This is a genomic window from Oculatella sp. LEGE 06141, assembly GCF_015207605.1.
Classification (GTDB): Bacteria; Cyanobacteriota; Cyanobacteriia; order Elainellales; family Elainellaceae; genus Oculatella.
In genome coordinates this window covers 60,566-78,845 of sequence record NZ_JADEWO010000010.1, presented here as the reverse complement: position 1 = coordinate 78,845, position 18,280 = coordinate 60,566, and the positions used below count along the sequence as shown (strand labels likewise).

The 18,280-nt window shown below is 50.5% G+C and carries 13 protein-coding genes; 3 read left to right on the top strand and 10 right to left on the bottom strand.

The annotated features are described in order from the left end of the window. Positions 1-55: 55 nt before the first annotated feature. The 10 genes from IQ268_RS09745 to IQ268_RS09700 all read right to left on the bottom strand — a co-directional run bounded on the left by IQ268_RS09745 (position 56) and on the right by IQ268_RS09700 (position 14,258). Positions 56-214: a hypothetical protein gene (locus IQ268_RS09745; protein WP_193877926.1), complete on the bottom strand. Its 159-nt coding sequence runs from the start codon at positions 212-214 to the stop codon at positions 56-58. A gap of 129 nt (positions 215-343) precedes the next feature. After that, positions 344-1,123: a WecB/TagA/CpsF family glycosyltransferase gene (locus IQ268_RS09740; RefSeq protein WP_193877924.1), complete on the bottom strand. Its 780-nt coding sequence runs from the start codon at positions 1,121-1,123 to the stop codon at positions 344-346. Between the two features lie 1,471 nt (positions 1,124-2,594). Then, positions 2,595-4,514, bottom strand: a complete 1,920-nt coding sequence (locus IQ268_RS09735; RefSeq protein ID WP_193877922.1) for a glycoside hydrolase family 55 protein — start codon at positions 4,512-4,514, stop codon at positions 2,595-2,597. Between the two features lie 59 nt (positions 4,515-4,573). Further along, positions 4,574-5,704, bottom strand: coding sequence for a glycosyltransferase (locus IQ268_RS09730; protein WP_193877920.1), 1,131 nt, complete (start codon positions 5,702-5,704; stop codon positions 4,574-4,576). A 1-nt stretch (position 5,705) separates the two neighbouring features. Next, a complete protein-coding gene (locus IQ268_RS09725) occupies positions 5,706-6,971 on the bottom strand; it encodes a glycosyltransferase family 4 protein (protein ID WP_193877918.1) in 1,266 nt (421 codons plus the stop codon). Between the two features lie 6 nt (positions 6,972-6,977). After that, positions 6,978-8,123, bottom strand: coding sequence for a glycosyltransferase family 4 protein (locus tag IQ268_RS09720; RefSeq protein ID WP_193877916.1), 1,146 nt, complete (start codon positions 8,121-8,123; stop codon positions 6,978-6,980). A gap of 42 nt (positions 8,124-8,165) precedes the next feature. Further along, positions 8,166-9,521 carry a phenylacetate--CoA ligase family protein gene (locus IQ268_RS09715; RefSeq protein WP_193877914.1) on the bottom strand — a complete coding sequence of 452 codons (1,356 nt, stop codon included), beginning with the start codon at positions 9,519-9,521 and terminating at the stop codon, positions 8,166-8,168. After that, positions 9,521-10,663 (bottom strand): glycosyltransferase family 4 protein, encoded by a 1,143-nt coding sequence (locus tag IQ268_RS09710; protein WP_193877912.1) that lies wholly within the window; start codon positions 10,661-10,663, stop codon positions 9,521-9,523. The genes IQ268_RS09715 and IQ268_RS09710 overlap by 1 nt, the downstream gene beginning before the upstream one ends. Further along, on the bottom strand, positions 10,660-12,921 hold the full coding sequence (locus tag IQ268_RS09705; RefSeq protein ID WP_193877910.1) for an alginate lyase family protein: 2,262 nt from the start codon (positions 12,919-12,921) through the stop codon (positions 10,660-10,662). Before IQ268_RS09705 ends, IQ268_RS09710 begins: the two co-directional genes overlap by 4 nt. Before the next feature lie 53 nt (positions 12,922-12,974). Beyond that, positions 12,975-14,258, bottom strand: coding sequence for a glycosyltransferase family 4 protein (locus tag IQ268_RS09700; protein ID WP_193877908.1), 1,284 nt, complete (start codon positions 14,256-14,258; stop codon positions 12,975-12,977). Positions 14,259-14,938: 680 nt separating this feature from the next. Here IQ268_RS09700 and IQ268_RS09695 point away from each other — a divergent pair. The 3 genes from IQ268_RS09695 (at position 14,939) to IQ268_RS09685 (ending at position 18,274) form a co-directional block, all read left to right on the top strand. Then, positions 14,939-16,045 carry a glycosyltransferase gene (locus tag IQ268_RS09695; protein WP_193877906.1) on the top strand — a complete coding sequence of 369 codons (1,107 nt, stop codon included), beginning with the start codon at positions 14,939-14,941 and terminating at the stop codon, positions 16,043-16,045. 26 nt (positions 16,046-16,071) lie between these two features. After that, the gene (locus tag IQ268_RS09690) at positions 16,072-17,262 is read left to right on the top strand and encodes a glycosyltransferase (protein WP_193877904.1); all 1,191 of its coding nucleotides are present in this window, start codon (positions 16,072-16,074) and stop codon (positions 17,260-17,262) included. 220 nt (positions 17,263-17,482) lie between these two features. Next, positions 17,483-18,274 (top strand): hypothetical protein, encoded by a 792-nt coding sequence (locus IQ268_RS09685; protein WP_193877902.1) that lies wholly within the window; start codon positions 17,483-17,485, stop codon positions 18,272-18,274. Positions 18,275-18,280 lie beyond the last annotated feature (6 nt).

The window sequence follows — 18,280 nt, the reverse complement described above, 5'->3', positions numbered from 1 at the left end:
AAGTTAGTTTTACAAAGGCAAAGTAAAGTGGCTGAACGATAGTTTGAGCGTCGAGTCATATTGAATTGGTACGAATCGATTGATACGATCGCCCCACACGATTCAGTCCCAAAAAATGGGTCGAATGCCCTTGAGAGCCTGTGTGGGACGCGATCGCTCTAACCGTAAAATCATGTATATCGATGAGATTGGGGTCAAACATCGCGTTACACATGAGTCATTCTTGTGCAGAATTGAGCAGCTTAGATTAGGAAGAATAGAAGGATTCTTCTATGGCAGCGATCGCTATTGTGAGGTAACCCCTTGGCTAAGACAGATGATTGATGAATGCCCACGAATTGCTCTAGGGACGACCATTAATCCAGGACTGAGATTTAGGTTGAGCAATCAACTGCTTCAGTGCCAGCCAAACAAACGGAGGAATCGTTTTGGTATAGCGCTTCCACAGCCGCCGGGGTTCTTGAACGAGACGATAGAGCCACTCTAAGCCCATTTCCCTGACCCAGAAAGGTGCCCTTTTGTGAATACCAGCGTATACAGGAAACACACCGCCCAGTCCAATCATTACGGATTGAATTTTGCCTTTGTGCTGTCCCATCCAGTATTCCTGCTTAGGACAACCCAGAGAAACGGCCACAATTCCCGCCTGACTGTCATTCACCTTCTGGATTAATGCTTCATCTTCTTCGGGGGTCATGGGTCGAAACGGTAAGGGTTCCATCCCAGCAATTTGCAGATGTGGAAACTCTCGTTTCAACCGGACTCTCATTGCTTCTAAAATTTCAGTCTCCGAGCCAACAAAGAAGATGCTGACATTACGTTCAGGAGCTTGCTGACAGAGTGCAACAAGGATATCCATTCCCGCAACCCGGTTTTGCTTTCGCACTCCCAGGAGTTTCATCATCCAGACCAGGGGCATTCCATCAGGAGTGACCAAATCAGAATTTTCTAGAACAGTACACAACTCTTTCTGCCAGTGCGCTTCAATTAGCATGTGAACGTTTGCAACGCAAACTGTTTTGCTGAGGTGCTCGTTTGCCCATTTCAGAATATGTTCAATTTGTTCATTAAAGGGCAAAGCCGTAACAGGGGAACTCACAATTTTGACTGTAGGTAGAGACATTGCATGTATCCTTCAAGGGTTGAATAATTGATGTAAGAAGAATAGATTCTGCTCACTCAGTCTGTGTTGATACAACTTGTTTCATCATTGAAACAACTGAAACTGATTGGTTGCCCCTGATTCGTTTCTCAACTGCAATCTGCTGCCATTGGCCGATTGCCTTTGCCTTATCAATTACTACTTCAGGATGATTGCAAGATCCGCAGAACCTGAAAAATAATTGTCGTCAGTGAGAGTTTAATGCCGTTGAAGTGAGTGCGCGATCGCCCATCTATCAACTGGTTCAACTGTAAAGAGAGATCGTTGTTTATCTATCTGTCTTGTAATGAAATCTTGCAATGAAGTGATGTCTTACCTTTCATTGCTTAAGATGTTCATACAAAATAGTTTGGCAAAGGATAAACAAGATCTGGAGATTTGCCCGCTTCCACAGCAGCAGCAATAAAATCTCTGAGCAAGAATGATCAATGACCTAACCTATTTGCTGTCGCCCGATGAGGCAACCTCAGACCTTTGGACTGGTGGCTAGATGTTGAAATACCTGATTCAATGTGTAGCGATAAGTTAACAGCCTGGTACTGGGTTGCGTTCTACTGCTGAGGCACCAAACGGTTAAACCTGAAATGAACGGTTGTGGTCGGAAAGCTAAACTGGCTCAGCTTTCTGAAGGGTAGTGCAACGGGGTGGTAGTGCAAAAAATGTTCTGAATGACCTTAGCTTTAACTATTAGTCCTAACTATTAGTCCTAACTGTTAGTCCTAACTATAGGTCTGCTGTGGTAGAGAGAGGCGATCGGTTGAGAAAACTTAGGACTTGCCGAGAAGGTAGAACGCAGCTCCCGGCGGAACGGAGGATATCGTCCTCGATCTACGCCGTGAAACCGCGAGATTGCAAGATAGGTGCTTAACCAGGAACTTAAGCGGTCTAGAGCGCTGAAACCGCGCCTAGCCATGTTCTCTGAAGTAATTAACGGAACGGTGACGGTGAATGAATGTGTATCGGTATTCAAGGTTTTAACCCCTTGGAGCAGTGCTGAGAATCATCCAGACTGGTAAATACATCCGATTCTGTTGTGGCAACTGCACCCAAACGCTCGCCTAGCGGCAACTGTCTCAATCGACCTGTCTCAATCGAGACTCGTTAGAACAGAACAAAAAATTGATTATATAACGAAACATTGCACCAGCTTCATATCGATTCTAGGTAGAGCTACGGTTTTGCACCATATAGTGATCGATGTTAGTCAATTCCGCAAAATCTACATATAGGAAAGACGCAACTTCACGCAATTTTCTAGCTTCTGGCCTGGTTTTACGTAGAAATGTAAAGCGATCGTAAGCAAGCACATTGCACACCGAGTAGATTTAGCGACGGGTTAATGGGTTTTAGCGAGGGCAAGCCCAACTGGCACTGTAACGGAAAGACCAGTAGTTGCAATGTCGAAGAGGTTGCCCATCGCCAGTCACTCCACTCAGGCTTCCTTGGGGGCATACCCTACGTAAAGGGGCATTCGTCCATTCGAGGCTGGAACATCCCGTATCAAAAACTCCTGAGTTTCACCGTTGTGTGCTTCCCACACCTGAGTTTGATAGGGTTCGCCCTTATTGCGATAGATCAGGCTAACCGAGCTGTCTTCATTGATGAAGGCTGGGGCTGGCCCTACTCGTTCCCGATTTTTGTACAACAATCCCCCCAGCACTTCCGTTCGTCCACCGTCGTAGGTGCCAACGATGGTGCGATCTTTTTCAGTTTTGAGACCTAAAATCCAAACATCGCTGCCTTTGTTAACGATTTGAGGATTATGGTCGTAACTTTCAGGGTTGATTTGACGAATCCAAACCTGTTGGCGATCGAACACAAACGGAACGGCAGTTGTATCTTCAATGAAGACTTTACCTCCTGGCACGGTGTTGATGTAACTACCGCCACTGAGGATTAACGTCCGTGTTGAGCGATGGTCAATCCAGTAGGTGCATTCGTTGCCATAGTTGCTCTCGACCTGCACTGCCACCGCGTCGGTATCACCGTCTTCAATAATGAAAGCGGGTTCCTCAGGCACTTTGAAGACAACAGTTGCATTTAACCCAAGCAGACGATGCACGGCACCATGTACCTTGATGCTTTTTTCGGAGCGATAGTTCCCGGTTGGCAGATAAACCGTTTTGGCACCCGAATCAATGGCGGCCTGAATCGCGTCACTATCATCTTCATCATCATTGGGAATTGCGCCAAAGTCGGTAATGCTTGCCCACGCTGTGATATCTCCATAGGGAATCTCTGGCGCGTCTTCAATGGGGAGCCGCAACGACTGTTGTGGCCCCGGAAACAAGCTGGCAACGGAATGAGAGACAAATTCATCGACCTGAGCCTGTTGCAGCTTTTGGCGATCGCCCGATTGGTTGTCGATCGCCCATCCATAGCCCTCGGTTTGAATGTCTCTGGCAAACAAAACGCCTTCACCGTGGTTGAGAATGGCCGACGAATTGGGATCACCCCCGGTTAGCTCTGCCTCAACGAGCGTCATTAATGCCATCTCACCCCGGTTCTCAATAGCCGGAACCCGATTAAAACTTTTGAGATCGCGGATGGAAACCGTGTTCCATGAATTTTCAAAGCCAACTTGCCTTTGATTGGATAGTACGATGTGCTCAAAGGTCATGCTGTATTGATCGTGATTAATGAAAATGCCGCGATCGAAGCCATCGATCGCAACATTTTGCACTAACCCCGGCCCCGGCCATTCCTTATCCAGGCTTAATCCTGTGTGGCCTCGCTTTTCGGCATCGCTCGATCGAATCACCACATTGTAAATGCCGCCACTGTTGTTGGTATGGTAGCCAATGCCGATCGCACCGGGATTTCCTTGCCCCACATCCACCGTGAAGTTTCGCAAGCGCTGGTTGAAATTTTGCCCACCGTGGTCAAATTCAGTTTGCAACACCTTCTTGGGATTATTGGCATCCTGAAAGCCTGGAGCGTTATCTTTGAGCTTGATAATGACTCCGTCTCGGCTTTCTCCCCGCACGTCTTTTTTCTTGTCGCCCCACTCCAGCGTGTCGCTTACCAGATAGGTGCCGTTGGGCAGGTAAATCGATCGCAGTTCGCCTCCTTCATCTTCTTTGTTGCGCCCAAACACCTGTTGCAGCGCTTCTGTATCATCAGTAACGCCATCCCCTGTGGCTCCAACATCCTTGACATTGGTGTAGCCCGCATCCTCGGGCAACGGCATGTTTGGAGTATCAGGTAAGTCTACTGAGAACGCGACTAGCTCGGATGAACCGGCACCTGGGGCAGCAAGCTCCTGCGAATTCAGCCCGTTTAGTTTTCCATAGGCAAACAGGATGACGATCGCCGTCGCACACAGGATGAGCGAAAATTTGAGGTATTTCATTGTAAGTCCAAGGGTTACTGGAAAAGCCAAGACCGCTGCTGATGTTGAAGCGATCGCGTTTACATCTCTCCTCGTAAAACCGCCTGGTAGATGCCTTCTAAAATCCGCGTCTGTTTAGGACGATCGAAATGGGTGCGGACATGTTCCTGACCGTTGGTGCTTAAGAACCGCCACAGCTCGTTGTCCTGTAACACTCTGAGGCAATAATTGGCTAACTCCTCCACGTTTCGTTCAGCCGCCAGGAAGCCTGTTTCTCCCTGAATTACGCCTTCTGGAACGCCTGCGTGCAGCGTACTGACGACAGGCAGCCCCATTGCTTGTGCTTCTAAAACCACATTGGGCAACCCTTCCGAATCGCCCTGGGATGCAGTAACGCTCGGCGCGGCTAACAGACGGGCGCGGTTCATCCACTGCTGCACCACAGAAGATGGCTGCACGCCCAAAAATTGATAGCGGCGCAGCAGCTTGGCCGCAGAGGCTTCCAGGGACGATCGCAATGGGCCATCGCCAATCATGACCAGCTCTACGTCAGGCCGTTCGGCCTGTATCTTTGCCATCGCCTGAATCAGGTACTCACACCCTTTTTTCTCCATCAGCCGACCGACAAACAGCACCGTTGACTCGCGGGGCAGGGTTGGGTCGGGCGTAAAAGCAGCGGTGTTGATGCCGCTGTAGTGGACAATGATTTTGTTCGGTGGAAATCCCTGTTCTAGCAGCTTTTCTTTGATGAACTTGGAAACAGTGATGAACAGGCGTGCTTCGCGCTTCAACGTGTCCCGACGGCGCAGATAAATCCAGTGGTTGAGCGACGAATAGCGGGCATGTTCATCTTTGATGGTGGCATCGGCACCGCGAAAATGCACCAGTAGCGGCACTTTGAGCGATCGCGCCAGCGGCAGAGCGAGTGCTCCACTCAGGCCAAATTGAGCATGAATTAGCCCCGGATTTAGTTGTCGCACCTGTTGATAAAACTGAGGCGCAACACCCGACAGCTTAAACAGTCCTTCTGCTGCGTTTCCGGCCTTGCCGCCCCGATTGACTACAATGGTTCGTTCTGGCGGCAGGTCAAGCCCTGGCACCAACCGCGACCCCACGTAGTACGGCGTAAACTGCTGGATCTCTTCCCCTTGTGCGCGAATGAAGGTTTGGGAAGGCGGCAGCAGCAGGCTACTAAACAGGACGATGTTCATGTTAAGGACTCACCGAATAGGAATTGGTCGAACGTTTTTGCTGATCAATGATGTCTTGATACAACTGCGCTAATTTTTCGCCCTTGACCGTCCAGCTATAAACGTCGCTCACATGTTTACGGCAAGCCTGACTCATTTGATGCCACAGGTCAGTATCTTTGGCGAGATGCGACATGGCAGCGGCGATCGCCTGCACCGATTGCTCTGGATTGCGTGGCGGAATCTTGAACCCCGTGCCTTCAACCACCTGCACAGCCGGCCCCCCTAAATCCAGGCAAATCACCGGACGGCCTGCGGCCATCGCTTCCACACAAACGACCCCTCCCGACTCGTGCAGGCTGGGGTGAACCAGCGCCAGACATTGACCAATGGTTTCCAGGGTTTCGGGACGGGGCAGCTTCTCTAAAAAACGGACTTGAGTGGCAATGCCCAACTGCTCAGCCAGTGCTTGCAGCCGTTGCCGTTCTGGCCCTTCGCCCACAATCCAATACTCTGCCTCGGCGGGCAAGTCGGCCTGGGAAAAGGCTTTTAGCCCCAGATGAAAGCCCTTCCAGTGCAGCAGACGACCAATGCTGATAAAGCGAACGGGGGGGCGATCGCCATTGGCATAAACAGCCAGTTCATCAATTTGTGCCTGTGACAGACCGACCTGAGAGTACACCTGAACGGTCTTGGCTCCCAACTGGCGAATCCGACGAGCGGTATCTTCAGTCGTTGCGCGAGCCAGAACGCTGCGCTGTGCGGTAATGGGAACAAACGGATCGCGTTCTCCTAACCAGCGAGCCAGATCGCGCATTCGTTCGTAGGTTCTGCCGCGCCAGCTAAACTCTCGGCAAAAGGCTTCTGGAGCCGACTCCCCGCCGCCCACTGGCCCCCAAATAAACGGAATGGGTAATAGCGAGACAAAACTCGGCCCCCAATAGCGGACGTAGGTGACGTGGTGAGCTAAATCGAAATGGATCTCGCGGTGCAGATTTTGGCTGGCAGAATACGCCAGCACTTGCCAGAGATAATAATGAAGCTGAACGCCTCGCTGATCCCGCTTCCACCACCGTGCCCATGCGGGCAGGTCGAGATAGACAAACGTAAGTCCTGGAATGGGACGCAGACTAATTTCGGCTTCAATAGACGGACGATTATTGGAGCGAGTTAACACCCAGACATCGTGATACTTTGCAAGTTCGCGAACGACATCCCAACCAATTCCTGGTTCTGATCCTTCACCGGGACGACAAGCATATGCGGAAACGAGTACTTTTAAGCTCATAAGCTTTTACTTCTGTGGCTGAAGGACAAACTCAGTAACGTTTGCCAAAAATTCTGCGGCGGCCTCTGGAGTGTATTGAGCCATGATTTGCTCTGACTGTTGCCCCATACGGACGCTCAGGCTTGGCTCGTCTACGAAACGGCGAATAACAGTTGCTACAGCGGCAGCGTCGGTTGGATCGAAAACATAACCATTTTGATCGTCAATGACGAGTTCGGATGCCCCAGCAAACTTAGAACAGAGGATGGCTTTACCCAGAGCCATTGCCTCTAGGACAACCATACCCCAGGTATCTTCTAGCGTGGGTAAGACAAAGACATCGGCCTGTTTGAAGTAGGCTCCTAACTGGCTATAGTCTACCTGCCCCACCCATTGCACACAGTTGGTTAAGTCGTGCTGCTGGCAAAAGGCTTCCAGCTCTTGCTGCTGCGAGCCGCTGCCAACAATGAGTAACGTGTATTGGTCGCATCCCTGTTGCTTTAACTGGGCGCAGGCTTCTAACAGCAGGTGTAACCCCTTCCGTTTTTTGAGGCTGCCAACAAAGATAAAGATGGGTCGCTGGTGCGGCAATTGGGCGATCGCACTGGCTTCAGCCGATTGCAGCAGCGCCTGGGCAGAGGGCACTTCGTAGGGTTGCAAAAAGACTTCCGACTCCGGCGCGTTGAGTACGTCAATGAGATAGTCTTTTCCACCATGACTGTTGGTGATACAGGCATCCGCCGCCCATACCATCAGCCGCCGCAGCGCCAGCCGCAAGGGAGAGTTGCGGTAGTCTACATCGGGAGAACTGCCTTCGTAGGCAATTACCACGCGCCAGCGTCCGATCGGTTTGAACAGTAATGATAAAACCGTCCAAACGCCAAAGGAATTGGAAAAGATGACCTGCGGCTTGAACCGCAGCAACCGATTGACAATATTCAGCGGCAGATAGGTGAAGTTGGAACCGTATCCGGTGGCAGATTCAGAGAGCTGAATAATTTTACGTTCGCCTACAATTTCGACCTGGAACGAGTCTTCCAGGCCAGGGGCAAACCCATGCCAGCGGCTCGTAAAAATGGTGGTCTGCGGAAAGAGCTTAGAGAAGCTGGCCATTGGCGGTTGCCAATAGTAAAAGGCTGAGGTCAGTAACCACGCAACGCGAGGGTTCTTCATGACACTGTGCATAGGGGGGTTCCTCTTGATTGACCTAGGGTCTTAAGGTTTTTCTGATACATTTGCCAGGGGTGGTTCAGATGGGACAGCCACTTTACTGATAATGAAGCGGTGTTTGCCTGCGCTCGTCGGCTCAATTTTTTCGACCTCTTGAAGTTCAATCACCGTTTCCTGCCCCAGAATTTGCACCAGCTTGGTTTCAATTGTGGTGCGAAGCCTGGGTGAAAGAGGAGTCCAACATACGAGTCGCACCGTGACGCGATCGACTGATTCTTGAATCACTTGATATTGGGCAATTTCAGGAAAATCCTTAAAAAATCGACTAAAGGCCAGTCCATTTAAGACTTGCCCTGACGCACAAAGAAACACATCGCGGGTGCGGCCAATGATGGCTCCTACGGTAGCCGTTCCCTGGGGTGGCGTTGAGAGAGGGGCATCGGTTAAGTCACCAATTTTGTAGCGAATGAGCGGAAACCCGTGATTTCTTAGGTTTGTGACCACAATTTCATACATTCCGGTGGCCGTGGGCAGCGTCTCTAATAAAACACCTCGCTCGCAGACATGCATGGCGGAGTCTGGATAAGAGGCCGTCAGTAGACCCATTTCAATGGTTCCGTATTCGATCGCCACAGGGCAATTGCAGACCTGCTCAATTAAGTCTTTCTGGTACGGAAACAGCGGCTCTCCGCCCACTACCACCAGCTTCAAACTGTTGAGTGGCGGCTCTTTGGCGTTGGCTTTTGCCCATAAGTGAGCCACATTCGGCAAGGCATAGAGGAACCGCACCTGCTCTTTTTGGATACGACGATACCACCTTCGTAAATCGGCCTGATCGATCCGGTAAACCGAAAAAACAATTTTGTTGCGAATCTTCTCCAGGAATTTGTCTTTAATAAATTTAACTTTTCCTTTCCAATTCTCCTGAAAAAAGTGAGAAAAGCCCCAGAGGGTTGCTGTCTTATCCCAGACGCTCAGTCCCCAGAGGCTTTGATGATAGTATTTGTCGCGTTGGCTCTCGATGTAAGCGGCTGTCTCCCAGTAGCATTTCATGGGTGTACCCGTTGAGCCGCTGGTTTGGCTCCAAAATCCGGGCGGCGGCGGATCGGGCAAAAATCGTTCAAAATCAGCCTGCACCGTGGCTTTATCTAAAATAGGCACATTGGCCGAAATTTCAGCTAACGAGTTGAAGCTCAGGGGAAGCTGCTGTTCTTGCTGCAATTCGCGATAGTAAGGAACATGGGCACAGGCAAACTGCCAGAGATGGTTGAATCGCTCTAGTTGATGTTGCTGAATCTCCGATCGCGACAGTTGCTCGAAGCGCTGCCGTTCTGCGATCGCCGCGTCCACATCTTTGAACCGAGAGAACCGTTTTACTACTGCTCGTAAAAGCCACCACATTATCGTTGCTCCTCCAGCACAAACGACGCGACATTGCTCAAAAACTGAGCGGCCAACTCAGGCGTACATGGCTCAATCAACTTCTGTGATTGTTGTCCCATGCCTGCGATCAGGTTTGGGTTATGAATCAAGTGCTGCATTTTTTGAGCCAGCGCTTCCGGCTGTTGTGGATCGAAACAGTAGCCGTTTTCGCCATCCACCATTAACTCTGCTGCACCTGCATCCCTGGAACAGAGCAGCGGTTTGCCAAACGCCATCGCCTCTAAAATCACTACACCCCAGGTGTCTTCTAGCGTTGGCAGCACAAACACATCACTCTGGCGGTAATAGGCACCCAACTGGCTGTAATCTACCTGCCCCAACCATTGAACGCGATCGCCCAATTGATGTTCTTGGCAAAAGACTTCTAGCTCTGAGCGCTGCCATCCTTCACCCGCAATGAGTAAGGTGTAGCGATCGCACCCCCACTGTTGTAACAGCGCACAGGCTTCTAGCAACTGCCGCAATCCTTTACGGGGCACGATTCGTCCGACAAACAAAAAAATAGGACGGTGATGGTGAGATAGATCCAGCTCCGTTGCGGTCGTCAATCCTCCTAACGAGTTGGGAACCGCAAGCTGGTAGGGATGGGCAAAGACGCGATCGGCTGGAGCCTTTAGCACGTCAACCAAGTACGCTTTTCCGGCCTGACTGTTGCTAATGCAAGCATCTGCTGCCCGCACCATCCACCGCCGCACCGCTGTTCGCCAGGGCGAGTGGCGATAATCGACACTGGGGGAACTGCCTTCGTAGGCAATGACCACTCGCCACTGGCCTAACGGCTTAAGCAATAGGGATAGAATCGTCCAAATGCCGAAGGAGTTGGCAAAAATCAGTTGGGGGCGCAGGCGCAGCAAACGGCTGATGATCGTTAGCGGTAAGTAGGTGAAATTAGAGCCGTAGCCCGTCGCAGATCTGGTAATTGGAATAATTTTGGGCTTAGCAAATGTCTCGATCGCAAACCCATTTTCATAGCCCAGGGCGTAACCGTTCCAGTTAGGTGCAAACACCGTGAGTTGGGGGAAACACCGGGCAAACTCGCTTAGAGCCGGGTGCCAGTAGTATTTGGAGGAGGTTAACAACCAGGCAACGCGAGGGTTCATACTTTGCCTCCGGCCAGAGGCAGGCGTGAGTGCCGCGAGGGATGCTTTGCCACAACCGTTTTATTGGTCTGAAGGATGCTGCCCTGCGCCACCTGAGGCGGCTTCCCGGCCTGCAATACGGCACAGTTGCCGATCAGGGTTAAATTGCCAGCCAGGTTAACGGGTTGATGGCTGTTGAGGCAGACGGCAATTTCATCGGGCGCTTCTCCGGGTTGGGCGATCGCCAACCGAATAGCACCCGCCGGAGCCGGAAGCAGATCAACCTGAACAACAGGCACCTTTCCCTTGGCTGGATACAGCACCCAGGCAAACGTGGTTGAGGCTGAAACGGTGGTGGAGTAAACCGCTGTTGCGTTCGGCACAATGTGGTTGTATTCACGGCTCCACCAGCCCTGTACTGGATTCTGCTGTCCAGACACGACATTGATCGTCCAGGCAGACAAGGAGGCTGGAACAATTCGCAAATTACCCACATCCGGATCGGTCGTTACAACGGAATTCCCCTCCACCGCTACTGTGCAGGAGGGATGGAAGTGCCAGAGGGGTTCAATGGTGCGGGGGCGATCGGTTTCAATGTGGTCTACCACAACCCAGTAGCGATCGCGCACGTACACCACGGCTCGTGAGTGCTTTGCCTTGCCTTGCAGCCTGTTGAACGTGCCGTCGAAGGTGCCCCAGGCAAAATCAAAGGTAGGCGTAATGGCATAGTTGCCGCTCATGGGGGTGTCCCACTTCTCTGTATCTTTGCCCTGTCCTTTGCCGTCTATCAAAATGACGTTGTGGCTAGCAGAATTGCGAAAATACTGTCGTGCCTGATCGCGAATATAGCGGTAGCGGCCACTATCGACCAGCAGGTGTCTGCCGTGCGCTGCGATCGACAAATGCAGCTTGTCGTAATGAATGTGGTAGTTGATGCCTAATGGCCCCACATCAAAAAAAGACCAGTGTGCCTGGGTATCCCAACCGCTGCGCGATATAACTTGCCCTGCCCACGGAAAAACGGTAGATGGCTCTTTCTCTGGCTGGTTTCCGGCCTTGCCCCAACTGGCAATGTAAGTCCAGTCGGGTCGCTGGTAGCGAATGGCGGCGTTACGAATCAGGGGGCGGTTGTAGTCTTGGTCGGAATCATTATTTAGCACGCCGCGTCCCTTGGGGCACATGGAGTAGGCTAAATAGTTAAACATTTGCTCCAAGCGAGCGTTGAGCTTATCTGGAACTGGGTTTCCGGTCAATTCCAGTAATTCGGCTACATCTTTGAAGTCATGCAGCACAATGCGGTGATAGTGGCTGGTTAACTCTTTGTGCACCCCATCAGGATAGACCTGGCGATCGAGTTCTCGCAGCATGTGTTCCATTGAACTGTGTAGCCACTGAGAGGACTGCTTAAACTCTGACCAGCACAGCGCAATAGTAGCCAGTCCGTTCATCTCGCGGCACAGCCAGTTTGCCCCCCATGTGTGCAGATGGCGGAGGTAAAGCGCATGATCGAGCAAACTCGACAGCATTAAAATTCGCACGGCTGGGGTGAGTTCATCTGGAGACGAGAGGCTGTAAAACAGCGAAGCCCAATGCATTACCCGCATCGCCACCTCTCGCCCTCGCCATTGTGCCCACCACTGTTTTGGGGCGGAAAAACTGGAGGTAATCCAATCGAGCAAGTGATGGTTAATGCAATGCACATAGGCTGAGTTGCCTGTGCGTTGATAAGCCATCAGCAGGTTCAGCAAATGGTAATGACGGTTGAGGAACCAGGCCCACTCTCGATCGTTGTTTGAACCACAGTGCGCCCAATTGAGCTGCCCATTTGGGTGTCGTTCAACAGTGCCCTGGTGCTTTTGAAACGTGAACTGATCCTGAAGAATTTGCTGCGGCAGCATATAGGCGATCGCCCGATAGCGACTGCCCACCGCCTTAAGCCGTTGCGGAGTGTCGTGAGTTTCATAGTAATTCACTAGCGCTTCACAGGCTTTGACCCACTGGCGCTGGACCACCGCAGCCTTGACGGATTCCAGACCGGGACGATCTAAATCAAGCTGAGCAAACAGCCTGCGAATGCGGCGCGGATACGTTTCGTAAACGGTTGCCAACGATAGGATGACGGGAGATGCCGTCTGTGCCGTGTATGCCACTCGTTTCGTTTCAAAGAACGTGGCTAATACAAACGGCCAAACTACCGTTTTCTTTGCTTTATTGAGAATTCGTTCGGCATCAAAAACCGGTTCAGATGAAAACGTGATGGACTGAGGGCAAAGTTGCATTCGTAGTTAGTAACGGTGTTCAAGGGCATGACCCAATTCGCTAGCAGATGCCATTACATTGAGGGAACGTTCAGGTGTTGAAAAACCGTTGATGCAAAGCGTTCAGCTTGATTTTCATCGGCAAAGGCTTGCATTCTGGCGCGATCGCCTAGTGTGTCTGAATCCTTGAGCAAACACTGCGTCAATCCTTTAGCAATGTCTTCAGGACGGGTTGAATCTACGGTTAAACCCAACTTGTAACGACGAACGACCTCACCCATTAATCCGTAATCGGAACTTAACACTGGCTTTTGAGCCGCGGCAGCGTGCAGCAGAATGCCGCTCATGCCTACATGCTGCTGATACGGAGCCAGTACAATATCAGTCATTTGAAAATAGTTGGGGATGGCGGCATCCGCAACGAATTCGTATTGGTGAATAAACTGTACTGGCTTGTGCTGTGCGATCGTTGCCATCCGCGTATTCAACTCGGTTACTAGCTTTGATTCACCCACCAGCACCACACACAACTGCTGGCAAAGGACAGGGGGCAGCATTGAAATCGCGTCTAAAAGCTGAAAAACGCCTTTGCGGTGTGTTAGCGCTCCAAACAGCAAACAGACTTTGCGATTGGGTTCTATGCCCAACTCGGCTTTCAGGCGTTCTGCTTCAGCCAGTACGGGAGGGTGAATTTCTACTGGGTCGGGAAGGTACACCGCTTTAGAGCCAGGATACGCCACATCCATTTGCTGAACGGCGAACGGATCTAAGCAAAACAGGGTTTGAAGCTGGGGATGATAAAGGACGCGGCGAAGGGATGTTGTTTCTCGTTTCTGCTGTACCCAGGCTTTCAAGGACGGTTTCTGGGGCGTTGGTTTGGGGGATGATCCGAAGCTGTTGTAGTGAAACGTGGGTCTAAAATAAATTCCGGAAAAGGGACAGGGTGACCTCATCCCTAGCGAAATGGGCGGCTGAAACGTATCAAAATAGAGAATCAACGACTCGCTTGCCTTTAAAGCCGCAGAGTATTGACAGAACAAACTCCATTCCTGAAACGAGCGTTTAAGCCGATTCACTCCGGTGCTGCGATCGCGCAGTGCCGCCTCTTCTGCGGCTGTAATTGGCGTAAACTGAATCGACTGACTATCATCTGCGAGCGCCACAACATCTGCATGTTCATCCAAAAACAGTGGAGAGGTCACAATGTCGAGATGTCCTGGCAACTGCTGCGTTTGCCAATAGCGAATTAAGTATTTGATATAGCTGGGATGATGTCCACGGATAGATAGGTCAAACAGGAGAATGCGGAGATTGCTAGTGCAGCGATCGCGCGCTAACTCGGAAGTCGTTTTTAACATTACATCTCCGAAGCTCTAGACTGGAATGGCACGTTGTTTTCTATACTGAATTCAACCCTAAGTGGTCTGATGTAATTCCTGTAGGGTTAGCAGGGTTAGAGGACACGGAACAAACAAGACGGCAATCCTAAAGTTATTAACGATTGATTTCTGTCCATTCCGGTAAAAACGCGTGACTTTGACAAAACCTTAAATTGCGGCGGATGCAACTACGCAGCTTTTTCTAACTCAGTAAAGGATGTTTCAGTATTTTTGCTAGTGCTATATAACCGCTTCATTAACGCTTGAACGTTGCAAATGCAGGCGATCGCCTGGTTTTACCCCTGGCAAGCCACCCGGTTGACTCTGTTCTTGGATGCGTTAGATCACGGAGGAGTGGCGCTCGATTGAGTTGAGTTTTGCTATGAAGTGAGATAAACCCATAAAGTTCGGATGAAGCACTCGAAAAACTACTGAGATAATCCTGAAACGCCAGAAACGGCGGCGTATCTCTATACTAGGTTTGCGCGATCGCAGATCAAGATCCGGTGATTTCCCAGACAGGTTGCGGCTTTCATGCTTCCTTGAGTGTGCGCGATCGCCGCGTAGCCCCCTGTTGTAGTGTTCATCCCTGCTCAGTGATCTCATTCCAAACCCTTCACGGCTAGCACCTTGTTCAGACAGGTGGGAGAGTCTCTGCTATGAATGATGTCCCGACTCGTATTGCTTTCTTCCTAAGATCCATCGGTGGCGGTGGAGCAGAAGGAGCAATGATCAACTTAGCCCGTGGTTTTGCGGAGCGAGGCTATAAAGTAGATTTTGTCCTTGGTAGTGCTAGCAGCCCTCACCTCTGGCGGATTCCGCCTGAAGTTAAAATTGTTGATTTATCGGCTCCCAGCCTGCCTGCCAGTTTCAACGCACTCAAGCAATACCTGCGTCAAGAACAGCCCATTGCTCTGCTCTCTGCTCTGCATTATTCCAATGAAGTGGCTATTCTGGCGAAACGGTTTTCTGGAGTCTCTACACGCGTTCTGGTTTGCGAACAAAACACGCTGTCGCAACGGGCTAAACATGATGCTCGGCTGAGCGGGCGTTTGTCTCCCCTGGCGGCACGCCTATCCTATCCATTGGCTGATGTGATTGTTGCCATCTCTAACGGAGTTGCCGAAGATTTGATCGACGCGACCGGGATCTCGTCTGAGCGAATTGAAGTGATTTACAATCCGGCGATCGCCCCCGATATCGTCACTAGGTCAGAGGAAGCGATCGATCATCCCTGGTTTGGCCCCGGTCAGCCCCCTGTGATTCTGGGAGTCGGCAAAATGGAGCCGCAAAAAGACTTTCCCACACTGATTCGAGCTTTTGCTCAGGTGCGGCAAACCCGACCTGCGAAGCTTGTGATCTTAGGCTGGGGGCCTGAACGGGAACAACTGGAAGCGTTGGCTAAAGAACTGGGCGTTGAGCAAGATGTTTCATTGCCGGGATATGTCAAAAATCCCTATCCCTATATGGCAAAAGCTGCCGTATTTACGCTGTCCTCGGCCTGGGAAGGCTTTGGAAATGTAGTAGCCGAGGCGTTAGCGTTAGGAACGCCGGTCGTTTCCACCAACTGCCGCAGTGGGCCGTCTGAGATTTTGAACAACGGTGCATATGGCTACCTTACACCCGTTGGAGACAGTTCGGCGTTGGCCGAGTCGATCGGCAGTGTGTTATCGGGCAATGCGAAACCAATTGATCCAGACTGGCTGGAACAGTTCTCAATCAAGGCTGTTACTCAGCACTACTGTAATGCCTTGGGCATTGCTTAAAATCCGCTCATTTTTGGGGGAAGTCAATGAGCTTAAAGCGTCATCGAATTTTGTATGTTGAGTTGCCTGGAGTGGTTGGGGGCACGGTAACGGGTTTGTATGAGTTAGTTCGCCATCTGGATACTAGCCGCTATGAACCAATGGTGCTGTTTCACAAAGCCAATCACCCGTATCGCCAACCCTTTGACGACATTGGGGTAAAGGTGCTGAGTTTAGGGGAGCAAATCCAGCCTCCCAGAACGCCCAAAAGCGCGATCGCCAAGTTTCAGCACCGTGTAGAACGGGCATCGTGGGCGGCTTCTGTGGTGGCTCGCACCGCGAGTTTAATTAAGCGAGAAAAAATTGACCTGGTGCATCACAATGATAATTTGCCCAAAGATCGCTACACCGTGATGGCGGCAAAATTGGCGAACGTGCGTCAAATTTGTCATATTCGAACGCTAAAGGGGCTATCGTCTTTCGATCGGCGCTTGGCAGGAGGGGTAGATCAATTCATTTACATGTCCAAAGCGATTGAAACGGTGTACCGTGAGGCTGGCATTCCGGCCGCACAGGGTAAGGTTGTTTATGATGGATTCAATTCCACTGTTTATGAGCAATTCGATCCCAATGATGTGGCTGCATTGAGAGCCGAATTTGGCGTATCCGATGATGACTGGCTGATTAGCAATGTGGGTCGGTTGGATAATTGGAAAGGACAGGACTACTTTTTAGAAGCGATCGCCGAGGTTGTTAAGAGTCATCCCAACCTCAAAGCCTTGCTGGTAGGGGCACCCGAATCAACTCCGTGGAATCAAGCCTACTATCAAAAACTAAAACAACTGGTTGTTGATCTGGACTTAGCAAACCACGTCGTTTTTACGGGATACCGCAGTGATATTCCCCGTATCCTGGCTGCTTCCGACATCATGGTACACAGTGCCTCATTGCCAGAACCATTTGGACGAGTGGTGGTGGAGGGCATGTTGGCAGGCTGCCCGGTCATTGCAACCGCAGCGGGTGGGGTGCTGGATAGCGTAGATGATCATGAAACGGGACTGCTGGTACCTCCCAAAGATGCGATCGGGATGGCAAAGGCAATTATGTGGCTCTTGCAAGACCGAGAGCGATCGAAATTAATGGGGCAACGGGCGCGGCAGCGGGCGGAACAACGATTTTCGGTGAGCCAGCATATTGCTGCTGTTGAGGCAATCTACGAAACTCTTCTGGTTGTTTAATGACCTGAATTGAATTCAATGTGATCAGCCAAAGCTCGGAGAATGTCCGAGACGTTCGATTTTGGGCTGTCCAATTACAGAACCAATTGTTCCACTAACTTTGGTTGATAAAATGGGCAGCGGTTGCTCAGGGTATTGCCATCTGGCAGCGTATGTTTGTTAATTCACTTCGGAATTAAAGGGTTATTTATTGAATAAAAAAGCAGGGGGTTAATAAACGATGTCTACTGGGATTATTTACATTGCTACGGGTAAAAAGTATATTGATGAGGCATGTCAATCGGCGGCTAGTTTGAAGGCTCACATGCCGACTGCTTCTGTTACCTTGTTTGCAGATCAACCTATAGACTCTTCTTATTTTGATGATGTTGTTGTCATTGAAAATCCAGAATATGGGTTCATTGACAAAATTATGTATATGAATAAGTCGCCGTACGATCGCACCATTTTTATTGATACAGATACTCGTATTTGCGACGACATTTCTGACTTGTTTGTATTGCTCGATCGATTTGATATTGCGGTCTCGCATGAAGCGCAACGCGGCGAACGTCTCATTGAAGGCGTCCCAGAATGCTTTCCAGAACTGAACACTGGGGTTGTTCCGTTTCGCAAAACGCCTCAGGTCGAAGCGTTCTTTTTGGACTGGTTGGCTGCTTATAAACAGGGAATGCAGTCGAAGCAATCGCTCTATCAGCAATACAACGATCAGCCCTCTTTTCAGGAAGTGCTTTATCACAGCGATTTAAGGGTAGCCACCTTAACCCCTGAATACAACTGCCGCTGTCTTAGTTCAACGTTTGTTTCTCGTAAGGTTAAGATCCTGCATTTGCGCCATCCTGACTTGTCTAAGGTTGAGCAGGAGATCAATCGGAATCAGTTCAAGCGCATTTTTTACGATCCAGAAATTGGGTTATTACGCATCAGCCAATTTGAACGCAAACTGATCATATGGATGAAGCGGCTCAAACGAGGAGCCATGCGACTTTCTAACTCTGAATACGAATGGTAAGAGAAA

Coding starts and splice junctions, on each gene's coding strand:
- IQ268_RS09725 (WP_193877918.1), bottom strand. CDS start 6,971: ATGAGCTTAAAAGTACTCGTTTCCGCATATGCTTGTCGTCCCGGTGAA.
- IQ268_RS09710 (WP_193877912.1), bottom strand. CDS start 10,663: ATGAACCCTCGCGTTGCCTGGTTGTTAACCTCCTCCAAATACTACTGG.
- IQ268_RS09700 (WP_193877908.1), bottom strand. CDS start 14,258: ATGTTAAAAACGACTTCCGAGTTAGCGCGCGATCGCTGCACTAGCAAT.
- IQ268_RS09735 (WP_193877922.1), bottom strand. CDS start 4,514: ATGAAATACCTCAAATTTTCGCTCATCCTGTGTGCGACGGCGATCGTC.
- IQ268_RS09740 (WP_193877924.1), bottom strand. CDS start 1,123: ATGTCTCTACCTACAGTCAAAATTGTGAGTTCCCCTGTTACGGCTTTG.
- IQ268_RS09690 (WP_193877904.1), top strand. CDS start 16,072: ATGAGCTTAAAGCGTCATCGAATTTTGTATGTTGAGTTGCCTGGAGTG.
- IQ268_RS09695 (WP_193877906.1), top strand. CDS start 14,939: ATGAATGATGTCCCGACTCGTATTGCTTTCTTCCTAAGATCCATCGGT.
- IQ268_RS09730 (WP_193877920.1), bottom strand. CDS start 5,704: ATGAACATCGTCCTGTTTAGTAGCCTGCTGCTGCCGCCTTCCCAAACC.
- IQ268_RS09705 (WP_193877910.1), bottom strand. CDS start 12,921: ATGCAACTTTGCCCTCAGTCCATCACGTTTTCATCTGAACCGGTTTTT.
- IQ268_RS09745 (WP_193877926.1), bottom strand. CDS start 214: ATGTGTAACGCGATGTTTGACCCCAATCTCATCGATATACATGATTTT.
- IQ268_RS09715 (WP_193877914.1), bottom strand. CDS start 9,521: ATGTGGTGGCTTTTACGAGCAGTAGTAAAACGGTTCTCTCGGTTCAAA.
- IQ268_RS09685 (WP_193877902.1), top strand. CDS start 17,483: ATGTCTACTGGGATTATTTACATTGCTACGGGTAAAAAGTATATTGAT.
- IQ268_RS09720 (WP_193877916.1), bottom strand. CDS start 8,123: ATGAAGAACCCTCGCGTTGCGTGGTTACTGACCTCAGCCTTTTACTAT.